Source organism: Georgenia sp. Z2081 (assembly GCF_055326445.1).
Map to the genome: position 1 here is coordinate 836221 of NZ_JBUZNK010000001.1, position 16849 is coordinate 853069.

At 73.8% G+C, this 16849-nt stretch carries 11 protein-coding genes and 1 tRNA gene; 10 read left to right on the forward strand and 2 right to left on the reverse strand.

The features are described from left to right. Positions 1 to 37: 37 nt before the first annotated feature. Positions 38 to 3928, reverse strand: coding sequence for a multifunctional oxoglutarate decarboxylase/oxoglutarate dehydrogenase thiamine pyrophosphate-binding subunit/dihydrolipoyllysine-residue succinyltransferase subunit (locus ACZLKG_RS03990; protein WP_463648026.1), 3891 nt, complete (start codon positions 3926 to 3928; stop codon positions 38 to 40). Between the two features lie 428 nt (positions 3929 to 4356). Here ACZLKG_RS03990 and ACZLKG_RS03995 point away from each other — a divergent pair, with 428 nt between their 5' ends. Then, positions 4357 to 5502: a M23 family metallopeptidase gene (locus ACZLKG_RS03995; protein WP_425707863.1), complete on the forward strand. Its 1146-nt coding sequence runs from the start codon at positions 4357 to 4359 to the stop codon at positions 5500 to 5502. 14 nt (positions 5503 to 5516) lie between these two features. Beyond that, positions 5517 to 6278, forward strand: coding sequence for a glycerophosphodiester phosphodiesterase family protein (locus tag ACZLKG_RS04000; protein WP_425707864.1), 762 nt, complete (start codon positions 5517 to 5519; stop codon positions 6276 to 6278). Between the two features lie 87 nt (positions 6279 to 6365). On the opposite strand, the gene ACZLKG_RS04005 is transcribed toward ACZLKG_RS04000, so the two are convergent. Beyond that, positions 6366 to 6438 (reverse strand) — tRNA-Arg (locus ACZLKG_RS04005). Between the two features lie 197 nt (positions 6439 to 6635). Between ACZLKG_RS04005 and ACZLKG_RS04010 the strand changes: the two genes are divergently transcribed. The 8 genes from ACZLKG_RS04010 to rpmE all read left to right on the forward strand — a co-directional run bounded on the left by ACZLKG_RS04010 (position 6636) and on the right by rpmE (position 16741). Next, the gene (locus ACZLKG_RS04010) at positions 6636 to 7151 is read left to right on the forward strand and encodes a hypothetical protein (RefSeq protein ID WP_425707865.1); all 516 of its coding nucleotides are present in this window, start codon (positions 6636 to 6638) and stop codon (positions 7149 to 7151) included. 101 nt (positions 7152 to 7252) lie between these two features. After that, positions 7253 to 8932 (forward strand): arginine--tRNA ligase, encoded by a 1680-nt coding sequence (gene argS / locus ACZLKG_RS04015; RefSeq protein WP_425707866.1) that lies wholly within the window; start codon positions 7253 to 7255, stop codon positions 8930 to 8932. Continuing rightward, positions 8929 to 10326, forward strand: coding sequence for a diaminopimelate decarboxylase (gene lysA / locus ACZLKG_RS04020; protein ID WP_425707867.1), 1398 nt, complete (start codon positions 8929 to 8931; stop codon positions 10324 to 10326). Before argS ends, lysA begins: the two co-directional genes overlap by 4 nt. 139 nt (positions 10327 to 10465) lie before the next feature. Further along, the gene (locus tag ACZLKG_RS04025) at positions 10466 to 11851 is read left to right on the forward strand and encodes a homoserine dehydrogenase (protein WP_463648027.1); all 1386 of its coding nucleotides are present in this window, start codon (positions 10466 to 10468) and stop codon (positions 11849 to 11851) included. A gap of 1 nt (position 11852) precedes the next feature. Beyond that, positions 11853 to 12956 carry a threonine synthase gene (gene thrC / locus ACZLKG_RS04030; protein ID WP_425707869.1) on the forward strand — a complete coding sequence of 368 codons (1104 nt, stop codon included), beginning with the start codon at positions 11853 to 11855 and terminating at the stop codon, positions 12954 to 12956. Continuing rightward, entirely contained in the window at positions 12953 to 13864 is a 912-nt protein-coding gene (gene thrB, locus ACZLKG_RS04035) for a homoserine kinase (protein ID WP_425707870.1), read from the forward strand. The genes thrC and thrB overlap by 4 nt, the downstream gene beginning before the upstream one ends. 268 nt (positions 13865 to 14132) lie before the next feature. Then, positions 14133 to 16367: a transcription termination factor Rho gene (gene rho, locus ACZLKG_RS04040; protein WP_425707871.1), complete on the forward strand. Its 2235-nt coding sequence runs from the start codon at positions 14133 to 14135 to the stop codon at positions 16365 to 16367. 155 nt (positions 16368 to 16522) lie between these two features. Next, entirely contained in the window at positions 16523 to 16741 is a 219-nt protein-coding gene (gene rpmE / locus ACZLKG_RS04045) for a 50S ribosomal protein L31 (protein ID WP_425707872.1), read from the forward strand. The last annotated feature ends 108 nt before the right edge of the window (positions 16742 to 16849 follow it).

Here is a 16849-nt window from a genome sequence, read left to right on the forward strand (position 1 = left end):
GGCGGCCGCACGAGCGGACGCCCACCCGCGGCCCGGGTCAGCGCCGGAAGGCGTCCGCCATGAGCGTCGCGTTCTCCGCGGCGTGCGTCTTGGCGGACCCGGCCGACGGCGAGGCGGCCGCCGGGCGGGAGACGAGCTTCATCGGACGGTCGGAGATGTGCAGGTTCGCGGCGAGGAACGGCCACGCACCCTGGTTGGCCGGCTCGTCCTGGACCCACACGAGCTCGGCGTCGCCGAACGGCTCGAGGGCGGCGAGCACCTCCTCGGTGGGGACCGGGTAGAGCTGCTCGAGGCGGATGATCGCGGTGCGCTCGTCGCCGGCCTTCTTCCGCGCCGCCGCGAGGTCGTAGTACACGCGGCCCGAGCACAGCAGCACCCGGTCGACCTGGCCGCCGGCCGCCAGGACCTGCTCGTCGACCTCACCGATGACCCGCCGGAGATGGCCCTCGGTGAAGTCCTCCACCGACGCGGCCGCCGCCTTGAGGCGGAGCAGCTGCTTGGGGGAGAAGACCACCATCGGCCGGCGCGGCTGCGCGTAGGCCTGCTGGCGCAGGAAGTGGAAGTAGCTGCCCGGGGTCGAGGGCTGCACGAGCAGCAGGTTGTCCTGCGCGGCCAGCGTGAGGAACCGCTCGATGCGCGCCGAGGAATGGTCCGGCCCCTGGCCCTCGTAGCCGTGGGGGAGCAGCAGCACGAGCGAGGAGGACTGGCCCCACTTCTGCTCGGCGGAGGACACGAACTCGTCGATGATGATCTGGGCGCCGTTGACGAAGTCGCCGAACTGCGCCTCCCACAGCACGAGCGCGTCGGGTCGCTCGATCGAGTACCCGTACTCGAAGCCCATGGCGGCGAACTCGCTCAGCGAGGAGTCGTAGATCCACAGCTTGGCCTGGTCGGGGGTGAGGAAGCGCAGCGGCGTCCACTCCTTGCCGTCGACGTGGTCGTGGAAGACCGCGTGGCGCTGGACGAACGTGCCGCGGCGCGAGTCCTGCCCGGCGAGCCGCACGGGCGTGCCCTCCATCATCAGGGAGCCGAAGGCGATGAGCTCGCCCATGCCCCAGTCGATGCCGCCCTCCCTCGACATGGTCGCGCGCCGCTCGGTGAGCTGCTTGAGCTTGGGGTGCAGCGTGAAGCCGTCCGGCACGCGCTCGTGCGCCTCGCCGATCCGCTCGACCACCGCGCGGTTGACCGCGGTCGTCCAGCCGACCATGAGGCCGGCGTCCTCCTGCTGGGCGGAGGGCTTCTCGAGGCCGGCCACCGAGTCGCCGCCGCTGCGGGACTCCCGCTCCTTGGAGGCGGCGAAGCCCTCGTCGAGGGTGCGCTGGAACTCGTCGACCGCCTGCGCGCTCTGCTCCTCGGTGATGTCGCCGCGCCCGATGAGCGACTCCTGGTACAGGGTCCGCACCGTCTTCTTCTCGTCGATGAGGCGGTACATCACGGGCTGCGTCATCGAGGGGTCGTCGCCCTCGTTGTGACCGCGTCGGCGGTAGCACACGAGGTCGATGACGACGTCCTTGTGGAACTCCTCCCGGAACTCGAACGCGAGCTCGGCGACCCGGGCGACCGCCTCGGGGTCGTCCCCGTTGACGTGCAGCACCGGGATCTGCAGCCCCTTGACGATGTCCGAGGCGTAGTACGACGAGCGCGACGACGACGGCGAGGTCGTGAACCCGATCTGGTTGTTGACGATGACGTGGACGGTCCCGCCCACGCGGTAGCCCGGCAGCTGGGAGAGGTTGAGCGTCTCGGTGACCACGCCCTGCCCCGCGAACGAGGCGTCGCCGTGGATGAGGACCGGGAGCACGGAGAATCCGCTCTCGCCAAGGTCGATCCGGTCCTGCTTGGCGCGCACGACGCCTACGAGCACGGGGTCGACCGCCTCGAGGTGCGAGGGGTTGGCGGCCAGGTACACGCTCGTCACCGCGCCGTCGGGCGCCTCGTGCTTTCCCTCCGTGCCGAGGTGGTACTTGACGTCGCCCGAGCCCGCGAGGTCGAAGTTGCCCTCGAACTCCCCGAAGATCTGCGTGTAGGACTTGCCCGCGACGTTGGCGAGCACGTTGAGGCGCCCGCGGTGGGGCATGCCGATCGCGACGGAGTCCAGCCCCGCCTCGGCCGCGCCGTTGAGGATCGTGTCGAGCAGCGGGATGAGCGACTCGCCGCCCTCGAGCGAGAACCGCTTCTGGCCGACGAACTTCGTCTGCAGGTAGGTCTCGAACGCCTCGGCCTTGTTGAGCATCGACAGGATGCGCAGCTGCTGCTCGGAGTCCGGCTTGGCGTAGGGCCGCTCGAGGCGCTCCTGGAACCACGTGCGCTGGGCGCGGTCGGCGAGGTGCATGTACTCGATGCCGACGGTGCGGCAGTAGGCGTCGCGCAGGTTGTTGAGGATCTCCCGCAGCGTGGCCCGGTTGCTCCCGCCGAAGCCGCCGGTGGGGTACTTCCGTTCGAGGTCCCACAGGGACAGCCCGTAGTTCGTGATGTCGAGGTCCGGGTGGTGGCGCTGGCGGTAGGAGATCGGGTCCGTGTTGGCCATGAGGTGGCCGCGCGACCGGTACGCGTGGATGAGCTCCGCGATCCGGGCGGGCTTGCCCAGCTCGTTCTCGGCGTCGAACTCCGTGTCCTTCTTCCAGCGCACGGGCTCGTAGGGCACCTGCAGGGCGACGAAGACGCGGTCGTAGAACCCGTCCTCGCCGAGCAGCTTGGTCGCGATCGCCCGGAGGAACTCGCCCGACGCCGCGCCCTGGATGATCCGGTGGTCGTAGGTGGAGGTGAGCGTGAGGATCTTCGAGACGCCGAGGCGGGCGATCGTCTGCTCCGAGGCGCCCTGGTACTCGGCGGGGTAGTCCATCGCGCCGACGCCGACGATGACCCCCTGCCCGTTCATGAGGCGGGGAATCGAGTGGACGGTGCCGATCCCGCCCGGGTTCGTCAGGGTCGCGGTGGTGCCCTGGAAGTCCTCGACCGTGAGGTCGTTCGTGCGCGCCTTCTGCACGAGCTCCTCGTAGCCGGCGACGAACCCGGCGAAGTCGAGGGTGTCGGCCTTCTTCACGCTGGGGACGACGAGCGTGCGCGTGCCGTCGGGCCGGGGCAGGTCGACCGCGAGGCCGAAGTTGATGTGCGCGGGGCGGACCAGGGCCGGCTTGCCGTCCTCGGTGCTGCCGTAGGAGTAGTTCATGTCGGGCACCTCGGCGAGCGCCTCGACCATCGCGTAGCCGATGAGGTGCGTGAACGAGACCTTCCCGCCGCGGGAGCGCGCGAGGTGGGAGTTGATGACGAGCCGGTTGTCCACGAGAACCTTGGCCGGGACGGCCCGCACCGAGGTGGCGACCGGGATCTCGAGGGAGGTCTCCATGTTCTTCGCCGTGCGAAGGGCGACGCCGCGCAGCTTGATGACCTCGTCCTCGGCGCCCTCGGGGTTGTAGCGGGCGATGGGCGTGGCGGAGTCGCGGTACGTGGCGGTGGCCGCCTGGGACTCCACCGGCGGGGCGGGGGGCAGGTCACCGCGGATGACCTGCACGGCCGAGTCGGACACGCGTCCGCGCGGGTCGGAGGGGCGGGTCTCGGGGGTCGGGGCGGAGGTGACGCGGTCGGGGTCCGTGCGGCTCGGCGTGGCCGGGGTCGAGGTGGTCGCGTCGTCGCTGGTGGTCTCGTCGTCGGAGACCGACGACGACGGGGCGCCCGCTGCCGGCGCGGCGTCCGTCGAGGCCCGTGCCGCGTCCGGTCCGGCCGTGGTGCGCGTGCCCGAGCCGCTCTCGTCGGTGCCGGGCCCGGCGGCGCGGACGGGCGTGCCGGCGGCCAGGCCCTCAGGGTCACGCTCGGCGAAGAAGGTCTGCCACGACTCGTCGACCGACGTGGGGTCCTGGCGGTACTTCTCGTACAGCTCCTCGATGAGCCATGCGTTCGGGCCGAAGTTGTCGTGAGCCTGGGTGGACACCGTGGGAAACCGCCTTGTTCCGAGTCGTGGGGGAGCGCGTTCTGCCGCAGTTCAGCGTATGCCGAACGGGTGCCAGAACCCCACTCCCGGGCCGCTCCGGAGCCCAGTTCACCCGCCGACGGAGCCCGCGAGGAGCCGGTTGTCAAGCAGCGGTCAAGACCCACCCTCGCTCGTGCCGGGCGATGGTCCCGATTGCCCAGCCTCGGTGGACCTCGTCGCCCTGTGGACGACCAGTCCGACGTGGGCCCGACCGGCGGTAGCCTCGGCCTCGTCGGCGCGGGTGTGCTTGGTCACCGAGGCGCCCGAGCCCCTGGACCCTCCGGTCCGGGACAGTTACCGTATCGTGATCAACCGCTGCCTGACGTGGCCCGACCATGTCGCTGGCGCGGACCTGTGCCCGACAACCCCCGCGAGAGGTCCTTGCCGTCATGTCTGAACCCGCCCTCCCGAGCGCCCGGCTCAGGCGACGGGACCTGCGGGCGGCGCACGGCCACGAGGGTCGGATCGCTGCGGTGACCAGCCAGGACGCTCGGACCACGCACGCGGCCGGGCCCGCCGGGGAGGTCGCGGCCGGCGACGGTACGACGCCCGCCGTCGAGGGTGGACGGTCGGCCGCCCCCCGTGTCCGTCGCCGTGACCTTCGTGAGACATCCGTCAAGGCCACGCCGGCGCGGCCGGCCACGCCGGTCCGGCCGACCGACGCCCCGGCGGACGCCGCGCCCGTCGCCCGCCGGTCACCGTCCGGCGCCCACCCGACGCGACGCGAGCTCCGGGCCCGCACGCGCCCGGCACGTCGTCGTTCCCGGGCCGTCCGTACCTCCGTCGTGGCCGCGGCCGCCGCGGTCGGCACCCTCGGTGTCGCCCTCCCGGCGTTCCAGCACTCGGGTGCCACCGCCGAGGCGCAGCTCCTGGCCGGCCCGCAGGTGGAGGCGCTGACCGCCCCGACCTACTCGGTCCTCAACGACGGCGCGGACACGGGCACGACCGTCTCCTCGGAGCTGCTCGCCAGCGGGGGAGCCGACGCGCGCGCCACCTACGCGGCGGCGAGCCGCACCGAGGCCCGCTCCGAGCTGCGGTGCTCGCCCGACGTCGCCGCCTCGGGCACCCGTGCGGCGCTGGCCTCGGAGGAGACCGTGGTCCGGCCGCTGGAGTCGGGCACCTACCGGGACACCTCGGGCTACGGCTGGCGCACCCACCCGATCACCGGGTCCCCGAGCTTCCACACCGGCGACGACTGGGCCGCCCCCTTCGGCACCCCGATCCACGCCGTCGCCGACGGTGTCGTCACGCACGCCGGCGAGGGCATCGAGGGCCGCTCCGGGACGCTGGTGATCATCGAGCACGAGGTCGACGGCCGCACGTTCGAGACCTGGTCCACGCACATGTCGCCGTCGGGCGTGCACGTCCAGGTCGGGGACACCGTCTCCGCCGGCCAGCACATCGCCGACGTCGGCTCCTGGGGCAACTCCACCGGTCCGCACCTCCACCTCGAGGTCCATGTCGACGGCGAGACCGTCGCACCGAACGACTACCTCGCCTCGCTCGGCGCCGTCGAACCCTCCGAGGCCTGCTGACCGTGGTCGCCCACGTGTTCGACGGCCCCGGCCCGGTCGCGATCGCCCACCGCGGCGGCCGTCACGAGGTGCCCGAGAACACGGCTGCCGCGGCGGCGCACGCCGCCGCCCTCGGCGTCGTCATGGAGACGGACGCCCGGCTCACGGCCGACGGGGAGGTGGTCCTCTTCCACGACGACGACCTCGCGCGCACGACGACGGCCGACGGCCCCCTCGAGGCCCGCACGTGGGCGGAGGTCCGCGCGCTGTCCGTCGAGGGCGGGGGACCTCCTGCCCGGCTCGTCGACGTCCTCGCCGCGCATCCCGACCTCCGGCTCAACATCGACGCCAAGACGGACGAGGTGGCCGTGCCCCTCACGGACGTGCTCCACGACGCCGGTGCCACAGCTCGCGTCTGCCTCGCCGCCTTCTCCGACGACCGACTCGCGCGCATGCGCGAGCGGCTCGACGTGGCCGCCTCGCTGGGGCCCGCGTCCGTGGCGCGCCTCGTCGTCGGCTCCGTCCTGCCCGTCGTCGGCCACCGGCTCGTGCGGCGCCTGCCCGGGCCGGAGGACGGCGTCGTCGCGGTCCAGGTACCCGAGCGCCACCGCGGGATCCCGGTCGTGACCACCCGGTTCGTCGCCGCGGCCCACCGGCGCGGGCTGCAGGTCCACGTGTGGACGGTCGACGACCGCGCGGACATGGAGCGGCTCCTGGACCTGGGTGTCGACGGGATCATCACCGACCGTCCGAGCCTGCTCATCGACGTCCTGGACCGGCGCGGTCCCTGGCACTGAGCGGGTCCGGCGGGTCCGCACGGGCAGAGGTCCGCTCACTCGTCGGGCGGAAGTCCGCTCACTCGCTGGGTGGGGTGGGCGCGAAAGTACCCCCGACTGGATTCGAACCAGCGACCTTCTGCTCCGGAGGCAGACGCTCTATCCACTGAGCTACGGGGGCATACGCCCGCAGGCGCCCGAGCATCCTATCCCGCCGCGGGCCGCGCTCCGACGCAGCTGGGAGTGCTCCCGACCACGTACCCTGTCCACCGGTGTCCCGACGGGGCGCCGCGGCCGCGGCCGGTGGGGACGAGCTCGAGGGGCGCACGGATGGTGGTACGGGCGGGGGGACGGTCCGACACCCGGCTCATCGTCACCATGATCGTCTCGACCGTGGTGCTGCTCGCCGTCATCGTCGGCGGCACCTTCATCCTCGACGCGGCACGCGGGCCGGCCCTCGACGACCGTGACCTCGGTCCGCGCATCGAGACCAGCATCGTCTACACCGACGACGAGGGTGCGGCCACGACCTACTCCCTCACGGGCGACTGGGAGACGTGGGACGGCGCGACCACGGGCGGCGCCGTCGAGGGCTGGCAGGGCACGTACTCCTCGGGCACGAGTTCGGTGTCCTACGGCGCCGCCCGCTTCACGTCACAGGAGGCCGTCGACGAGTTCACGCAGTCGCTCGCGGACGAGCTCGTCGCCGCCGGCGCCACCGTGCGCCAGCAGGAGGACACGAACACCGACGGCACCGGCACGCTGCGGATCCTCGACACCACAGACCCCGCCGCCCCGGTGCAGTACCTGTGGGACAACGGCCGCGGCCTGGTCTTCACGCTCGCCGGCGAGGCGTGGCCCGTCTACGAGATGTACGTCGCCCACCCGCTGTAGTCGGCATCCCCGGCCGCGGGCCCGCACCATGTAGTCGGTCTCGCACCGCCGCGGGCGTCACCCGTCGCCGAGCGCCCCCCGCGCAGAACTACCCTGGGACCGTGACCCCCGAAGCTCTCGCCGACCTCATCGCCGCCCAGCTGGCGGCGCTCGCCGCCGACGGAACGATCGCGCTGCCCGCCGACGCCGTCCCGTCCACCGTCAAGGTCGAGCGACCCCGGCAGCGCGAGCACGGCGACTGGGCCACCAACGTCGCCATGCAGCTCGCGAAGCGGGCGGGGACCGCGCCGCGCGACCTGGCCACGCACCTCGCCGACCGCCTGGCCGCGCAGGACGGCGTGGCGGCGGCGGAGGTGGCGGGCCCGGGGTTCCTCAACATCCGGCTCGAGGCCGGCGCGGCGGGCGAGCTCGCCCGCACGATCGTCGAGGCGGGCGAGGGCTACGGCCGCTCGACGCGCCACGCCGGTCGGCGCATCAACCTCGAGTTCGTCTCCGCCAACCCCACCGGGCCGATCCACATCGGCGGCGTGCGGTGGGCCGCCGTGGGCGACTCGCTCGCCCGCATCCTCACGGCGACCGGCGCCGACGTCACGCGCGAGTACTACTTCAACGACCATGGCGCCCAGATCGACCGGTTCGCCCGCTCCCTGCTCGCGCGCGCCCGCGGCCAGGAGGCACCCGAGGACGGGTACGGCGGGCAGTACATCGCCGACATCGCCGACGCCGTCACCGCTGACGCCCTCGCCGCCGGCGGGCCCGAGCCCGCCACGCTCCCGGACGCCGAGGCGCAGGAGGCGTTCCGCTCCCGCGGCGTGGAGCGGATGTTCGCCGAGATCAAGGCGGCGCTGCACGACTTCGGCGTCGACTTCGACGTCTACTTCCACGAGGACAGCCTCCACGACTCCGGCGCCGTGGAGCGGGCGCTCACGCGCCTGCGCGAGGCCGGGCACGTGTTCGAGGCCGACGGCGCCACCTGGCTGCGCACCACGTCGTTCGGGGACGACAAGGACCGGGTCGTCGTCAAGTCCGACGGCGAGACGGCCTACATCGCCGGCGACATCGCCTACTACCTCGACAAGCGCGAGCGCGGCTTCGACGAGGTGGTCATCATGCTCGGCGCCGACCACCACGGGTACGTCGGCCGCATGATGGCGGTGTGCGCCGCGTTCGGGGACGAGCCGGGGGTCAACCTCCAGCTCCTCATCGGCCAGATGGTCAACCTGCTCAAGGACGGCCGGCCGCTGAGGATGTCGAAGCGGGCCGGCACGGTCGTCACCCTCGAGGACCTCGTCGACGCCGTGGGCGTCGACGCCGCGCGCTACTCGCTGGCCCGCTCGTCCACGGACACCTCGATCGACCTCGACCTCGACCTGCTCGTGGCCCGGTCGAACGACAACCCCGTCTACTACGTGCAGTACGCCCACGCCCGTACCTGCGCGGTCGCCCGCAACGCGGCCGAGCACGGCGTGCGCCGCGACCTCGCCTTCGTCCCCGAGCTCCTCGACGACCCGGCGGACGCCGCCCTGCTCGGCGTGCTCGGCTCGTTCCCGCAGATCGTCACCATGGCCGGCGAGCTGCGCGAGCCGCACCGGGTGGCCCGCTACCTCGAGGACCTCGCCACGGCCTACCACCACTGGTACGGCCGCGTGCGGGTCACCCCGCGCGGCGAGGCCGAGGTCGAGGACGCCCACCACACCCGGCTGTGGCTCAACGACGCCACCGCCCAGGTCGTCGCGACCGGCCTCGGTCTGCTCGGTGTCTCCGCCCCGGAGCGCATGTGAGCGACCACGGCACCGAGCTCGCCACGCTCGCCGCCCCGGAGCCCGACGGCAGTGCCGCCGGGCCGTGGTCGACGACCACCCGGCGGGACGAGGCCGGCGGGCTCGAGGTCGGCGGCGTCGCCCTGACCGACCTCGCCCGCGAGCACGGCACGCCCGCCTACGTCCTCGACCTCGCCGACCTGCGCGGCAGGGCCCAGGCGTGGGCGGACGCGTTCGCGCGGCACTTCGCCCCCGGGCGGGGCCTGGCGGGCGCCGACGTCTACTACGCGGGCAAGGCGCTGCTCACCGTCGGCGTCGCTCGGATCGTCCACGCTGCCGGCCTGCGGGTCGACACCTCCACGGGGGGCGAGCTCGCCACCGCGCTGCGCGCCGGCGTCCCGGGGCCGTCGATCGGGCTGCACGGGAACAACAAGTCCGACGCGGAGATCGCCGCAGCGATCGACGCCGGCGTGGGCCGGATCGTCGTGGACTCCCTCGCCGAGATCGACCGGGTGACGATGATCGCCGCCGAGCGCGGCACCTCGGCCCCCGTCATGGTGCGCGTGACGACCGGCGTCCATGCCGGCGGCCACGAGTTCATCGCCACCGCCCACGAGGACCAGAAGTTCGGGCTGTCGCTCGCGTCGGGCGCAGCCCGGGAGGCCGTCGGGAAGATCCTCGCCGAGCCCGCCCTGGAGCTCGTCGGCCTGCACAGCCACATCGGCAGCCAGATCCTCGACCTCGCGGGCTTCGAGGCCGCGGCGCGCGCGGTCCTCGCGCTGCGCGAGGACGTGCGGGCCGCGACCGGCCGAGTCCTGCCGGAGGTCGACCTCGGCGGCGGCTACGGCATCCGGTACACCGGCGCGGACGCCGCCGGCCCCACACCCGACGACGTCGCCGCCACCCTCGCCGCGGTCGTCGCCACCGAGTGCGCCCGCATCGGCTCGCCCGTGCCGCGCGTGTCGGTCGAGCCGGGACGCTCCGTCGTCGGGCCGGCCGGCCTCACGCTCTACCGGGTGGGCACGATCAAGGACGTCGCGCTCGACGACGGCGCCTCCCGGCGCTACGTCTCGGTCGACGGCGGTATGTCCGACCACATCCGCACGGCCCTGTACGGCGCCGACTACACGGCCGCCCTCGCGTCGCGCCCCGGTGACGGCGGGTCCGTGGCGACCCGCGTGGTGGGCAAGCACTGCGAGTCCGGGGACATCGTCGTCCGCGACGTCGCCCTCCCCGCCGGCACCGCCCGCGGGGACCTGCTCGCGGTGCCCGTGACCGGCGCGTACGGACGCTCGATGTCCAGCCAGTACAACCTCGTCCCGCGACCGCCGGTGATCGGCGTCGAGGACGGCCGGGCCCGGGTGATGGTCCGGCGCGAGACGATCGAGGACCTGCTCGCCCTCGACGAGGACTGACCGCCCGTCGCGCCGGGTCCGTGCCGGGCGGTGCCCTCCCGGACGGCCCGGTGCGGCGGCGCCCCGCACACATATGCTGACGTCGCACCCCCGGGCTCCCGGCGGCGCAGCCCCTACCGTCGAGGATGTGAGAGCACCCGTGACCACCCCGCCCTCCGAGGTCCGCGTCGCCCTGCTGGGCGCCGGGACGGTCGGTGCCCAGGTCGTCCGACTCATGAACGAGCGGGCGGACGACCTCGCCGCCCGGGCCGGTGCGCCCCTGCGGCTCGTCGGCATCGCGGTCACCGACGTCGAGCGTGAGCGCGAGCCGTGGATCCCGCGGGACCTGCTCACCACGGACGCCGAGGGCCTGATCGCGGACGCGGACGTCGTCGTCGAGCTCATCGGCGGGATCGACCCGCCCCGGGCGCTCGTGCACGCCGCGATGGCCGCGGGCGCCACGGTCGTCACCGGCAACAAGGCGCTCGTCGCCGCCCACGGCCCCGAGCTGCACGACGCCGCCGCGGCCGCCGACGTCGACCTCTACTACGAGGCCGCCGTCGCGGGAGCCATCCCCATCGTCTACGCCCTGCGCGAGTCGCTCGCGGGGGACACGGTCACCGAGGTGCTCGGCATCGTCAACGGGACGACGAACTACGTGCTCGACGAGATGGCCACGAACGGCAGCACGTTCGACGACGCCGTCGCCCAGGCCCAGGCGCTCGGCTTCGCCGAGGCGGACCCGAGCGCGGACGTCGACGGCCACGACTCGGCCGCCAAGGCTGCTCTGCTGGCGTCCCTCGCGTTCCACACCCGCGTCCCCCTGGAGAACGTCCCGGTCGAAGGCATCCGCGGCGTCACCGTCGAGGAGATGGCGGCCGCCCAGGAGACCGGGTACGCGCTCAAGCTGCTGGCCGTCGCCCGGCGCACGACCTCGCCCGACGGCATCTCCGTGCGGGTCGGGCCGACGCTCATCCCTGCGGACCACCCGCTCGCCACCGTGCGCGGGGCGTTCAACGCCGTCGTCGTCGAGTCCGAGGCCGCGGGCCGGCTCATGTTCTACGGGCAGGGCGCAGGCGGCGCACCGACCGCCTCCGCGGTCCTGTCCGACCTCGTGGCGGCGGCAGGCCACAGGGTCCGCGGCGGGCAGGCTCCCCGGGAGTCCGCCTACGCCCGGCTCGCACCCCTGCCTGCGAGCTCCCAGCGGATCACCGCGCGGTTCGACCTCGAGATCGACGACCGACCGGGCATGCTCGCGCTCGTCGCCGCCGTCCTCGCCCGCCACGGGATCTCGATCGAGGCGGTCCGCCAGGCCGCGCACACCGACCCGACCGCCTACGGCGACGAGCTCTACGACGTGTTCGACGACGCGTACGACGGCGGGTCGGACCGCGACCGGGACCCCGCCGCGAGCCGGGAGAGCGCGACGCTGACGATCACCACCCACCGCACCGACGAGGGCACCCTCGCCGCGTGCCTCGCCGAGCTCGCCGGTGCGGACGGGGTCCGCGCCGTCCTGCCCGTGCGCCGAGTCGAAGGAGTCTGACGTGGCCCAGCCGTGGCGCGGCATCATCACCGAGTACGCCGACCGTCTCCCGGTCGAGGACGACCGTCCCGTCAGCCTCGGCGAGGGCGGTACGCCGCTCGTCGAGGCCCCCGCGCTGTCCGAGCGCACCGGCGCCGAGGTGTGGGTCAAGGTCGAGGGTGCGAACCCGACCGGCTCCTTCAAGGACCGCGGCATGACGATGGCGATGACCAAGGTGCTCGCCACGGACGCCGAGGTCGTCGTCTGCGCCTCGACGGGCAACACCTCCGCCTCCGCGGCCGCCTACGCGGTGCGAGCCGGGCTGACGTGCGCCGTCGTGCTGCCCGCCGGGAAGATCGCCGCCGGCAAGCTCGCCCAGGCCGCCGTCCACGGCGCCACGCTCCTCGCGATCGACGGCTCGTTCGACGATTGCCTGCGCATCGTGCGGCAGATGGCAGACGCCTACCCGGTCGCGCTGGTCAACTCGGTCAACCCCTACCGCCTGCAGGGGCAGAAGACCGCGGCGTTCGAGGTCGTCGACGCCCTCGGGGACGCCCCGGACATCCACGTCCTGCCGGTCGGCAACGCGGGCAACATCTCGGCCTACTGGATGGGCTACAACGAGTACGCCGGCCGCACGACGGCGGCGTCGATGGACGGCACCACGGAGGGGCGCGCGCCGGTCGCGACCCGGGTCCCGCAGATGTGGGGCGTGCAGGCCGACGGCTCGGCGCCCTTCGTCAAGGGCGCGGTCGTCGAGCACCCCGAGACCGTCGCCACCGCGATCCGCATCGGCAACCCGGCGTCGTGGGACCTCGCCGTCGCCGCCCGCGACGACTCGTCGGGGCGGATCGACTCCGTCACCGACCCGGAGATCCTCGAGGCCCAGGCGCTGCTCGCCGCCGAGGTCGGCGTGTTCTGCGAGCCCGCCTCGGCCGCGTCCGTCGCCGGCCTCCTGGCCGCCGCGCGCCGCGGCGAGGTGCCTGCCGGCGCCCGCGTCGTCTGCACCGTCACCGGCAACGGACTCAAGGACACCGAGACGGCGCTCGGGCACACCGGGATGGCCCTCACCGAGGTCCCCGGCACGCTCGAGGCCGCGGCCGAGGCGCTCGGCCTCCGCTCGTGACCCGGGTCGGCGCCGGCGCGGTCGGCGTCCGGGTCCCCGCGACGTCCGCCAACCTCGGCCCGGGCTTCGACGCGCTCGGGCTGGCGCTCGGCATCCACGACGACCTCGAGGTGCGCACCACCACCGGAGCCACCCGGGTCGACGTGAGAGGGGAGGGCGCCGGCTCCCTGCCCAGCGGCGAGGACCACCTCGTCGTGCGCGCGGTCCGGCTCGGGCTCGAGGCCGCGGGCGCCGAGCAGGTCGGGCTCGAGCTGCGCTGCACCAACCGGGTCCCGCACGGCCGTGGCATGGGCTCGTCCGCGGCCGCCGTGATCGCCGGCCTCCTCGCGGCCCGCGGACTCCTCGCCGAGGAGGCCGCGGACGACGGCGGGCCGCTCGACGACGGCGCGATCCTCGCGCTCGCCACCGAGATCGAGGGGCACCCGGACAACGCGGCACCCGCGCTCCTCGGCGGCGCCACCGTGGCGTGGATCGACGACGACGAGGGACCCACCGCGGTCCGGCTCGCCCTCGACCCGACGATCGACCCCACCGTGCTCGTCCCCGACGAGCAGCTGTCCACCTCCACCGCGCGCGCCGCGCTGCCGGCGGCCGTGCCGCACCGGGACGCCGCGCGGGCCGCCGGCCGCGCCGCGCTGCTCGTCCACGCCCTGGCCGGCGCGCCCGAGCGGCTCCTGGCCGCCACCGCGGACACGCTCCACCAGGAGCACCGCCGTGCAGCGATGCCCGCGACCCTCGCGCTCGTCGACGACCTGCGGGCCCGAGGCCTGCCCGCGGTCGTCTCCGGGGCGGGACCGACCGTGCTCGTCCTTGCCCCGGTCGACCGGGCAGCCGTCCCGAGCGGCTGGCGCGTCCTCATGCCCTCGGTGGACCTCGTCGGCGCCCGCGTCCGTCCCCTCGCCGGCTGACGACCGGGGTGGGGGACCTCTCCCCGCCCCGCCGGCGGTCGGGTGCCCCGATCGCTCTCGAGGCCTGTTATCATCGAGCCACCGGCACGTGCCGGACAGGCCGTCCGCCTCGCGCGACTCCCTCGTCCCACGCAGCCGGGCAGCCTCCATGATTCCGACCGCATCCGAGCGTGTCGTGCAACGGGAGCGCAGACCTATCTCCCCGGCACCGAGCCGGGTGTGCAGCGAACCCGGTCAAAGCCGGGCGCCGACCGAGGAAAGGCACCTCGTGACAGACACCATCGACGCCGCCCGACAGGGCGCGCTCACCACACTCAAGCTCACCGAGCTGCAGGCGATCGCCTCCCAGATGGGACTCAAGGGCACCGCCCGCATGCGGAAGAGCGACCTCGTCGAGGCGATCCGCGCCGGCCGGTCCGCCGCGTCGGGCTCCGCGCCGGCCGGCGAGGCTCCGGCCGCGGCGACCACGGCGGCCGGCGAGGCTCCGGCCGCGGCGACCACGGCGGGCTCCGCCTCGGGCGACGAGCCGTCGACCGACCGGTCCTCGTCCCGCGGCGCGCGCGCCCAGGACCGGCAGGATCAGGGCTCGCAGGACGAGGGCTCTCAGGACCAGGGTTCGCAGGGTGCCGGCGCCGAGCAGGGCGGGACGTCCCCCGAGCCCCGCCAGCGCCGCTCGCGCCGGGCCGTCTCGGCCCCGACCGGGTCCGGCGCCGGGGCCGACGCCCTGCCCGACCTCGGTATCGAGCTCCCGGACCGCCCCGCCGCCGGCGAGGGCACCGGCCAGGGCGGGCCGGTGCTCCAGGCTCCCGGCGACTCCGCGGACTCCCGCGGCCGGCGGGGCGATGACGCCCGGTCCGGCGGCGGTCGTCAGGGCGCGCGCGACCAGGGGCGCGCCCAGCAGGACGGTTCCGACCCGCGGCGTGACCAGCAGGGCGGCTCCGACCAGAACGGCTCGCAGCAGGGTGGCTCCCGGCAGGCTGGTTCCCGGCAGAACGGCTCCCAGCAGAACGGCTCCGACCAGGGACGTTCCCAGCAGGGCGATCGCGGCCAGCAGCGACGCGGCAACGACTCCGGCGGGCCCGACTTCACGCTCGACGACCTCGGCGAGGCGGCGTCCCGTCGCCGCGAGGGCTCCGGGCAGAACAACCAGCGCGGCAACGACTGGGACGACGACGGCGGCCCCGGCGGGCGTCGCCGGCGCAACCGCGACCGGAACCGCGACCGGCGCCGTCGTGGTCGCGGCAACCAGGACCAGGACATCGTCGTGGAGGAGACCGAGGTCTCCGCGGACGACGTGCTGCTGCCCGTCGCCGGCATCGTCGACATCCTCGACCAGTACGCGTTCGTGCGGACCTCCGGGTACCTGCCGGGCTCGAGCGACGTCTACGTCACCCTCAACCAGGTGCGGAAGTTCGGCCTGCGCCGCGGCGACGCGGTCACCGGTGCCGTGCGCCAGACCGGCGACGACAACGGCGGCCAGGGCTCCGGCGGGCACGGGGGTGGCGGCCGCGGCGGCCGGAACCAGAAGCAGAAGTTCAACCCGCTCGTCCGCCTCGACACCGTCAACGGCATGACCGTCGAGCGGGCCCGGCAGCGCCCCGAGTTCGGCAAGCTCACCCCGCTCTACCCCCAGGACCAGCTCCGCCTGGAGACGACGCCGAAGGCGATCACGCCGCGCGTCATCGACCTCGTCTCGCCGATCGGCAAGGGCCAGCGCGGGCTCATCGTCTCGCCGCCCAAGGCCGGCAAGACGATCATCATGCAGCAGATCGCCAACGCGATCGCGGTGAACAACCCCGACGTGCACCTCATGGTCGTCCTCGTCGACGAGCGCCCGGAGGAGGTCACCGACATGCAGCGCCTGGTCAAGGGTGAGGTCATCGCCTCGACCTTCGACCGGCCCGCCTCCGACCACACCGTCGTCGCCGAGCTCGCCATCGAGCGCGCCAAGCGACTGGTCGAGCTCGGCCAGGACGTGGTCGTGCTGCTCGACTCGCTGACCCGGCTCTCGCGCGCCTACAACCTCGCCGCCCCCGCCTCGGGGCGCATCCTGTCCGGTGGCGTGGACGCCGCGGCCCTCTACCCGCCGAAGAAGTTCTTCGGCGCGGCCCGCAACATCGAGCACGGCGGCTCGCTGACCATCCTCGCCTCGGCGCTGGTCGAGACCGGCTCGAAGATGGACGAGGTGATCTTCGAGGAGTTCAAGGGCACCGGCAACATGGAGCTGCGCCTGTCGCGCCAGCTGGCCGACAAGCGGATCTTCCCCGCCGTCGACGTCAACGCCTCCGGCACGCGCCGCGAGGAGCTGCTCATGGCGCCCGAGGAGCTGAAGATCATGTGGAAGCTCCGCCGCGTCATGGGTGCGCTCGACCTGCAGCAGTCCTCGGACCTGCTGCTCGGCAAGCTGCGCGAGACCACGTCCAACGCGGAGTTCCTCATGACGGTGCAGAAGAACACGCCCACCACGCCGTCGAACTCCGACCCGGACTACGCCATCCAGTAGCGACGACCCGGCGTGCGTCGCCCCGGCGACGCACGTCACGTGGCCCGCCCCTGACACGGGCAGCCACGGCCTGGCAGAATGTCCCGTCGGCCTCCGGTTCACGCCACGCACCAGCGCGGCGACCCGGTCCGCCGTGAAACCCCTTGGAGATCCACATGAAGCAGGGCATCCACCCCGACTACGTCGCCACCACGGTGACGTGCACGTGCGGGAACACCTTCGAGACGCGGTCGACCGCCACGTCCGGCTCGATCAACGTCGAGGTGTGCAGCGCGTGCCACCCGTTCTACACGGGCAAGCAGAAGATCCTCGACACCGGTGGTCGCGTGGCCCGCTTCGAGGCCCGCTACGGCAAGAAGAAGTCCGCCAGCTAGCTTCCACGACGCGCCGGTGGCGGCGCCGCCCCACCGGCGGCGTCGCCACCGGCGCTCGTTCGTCCCCGCACCCGCGCGCCCGCCGCGCGGGCATCCGCCGCACCGCGT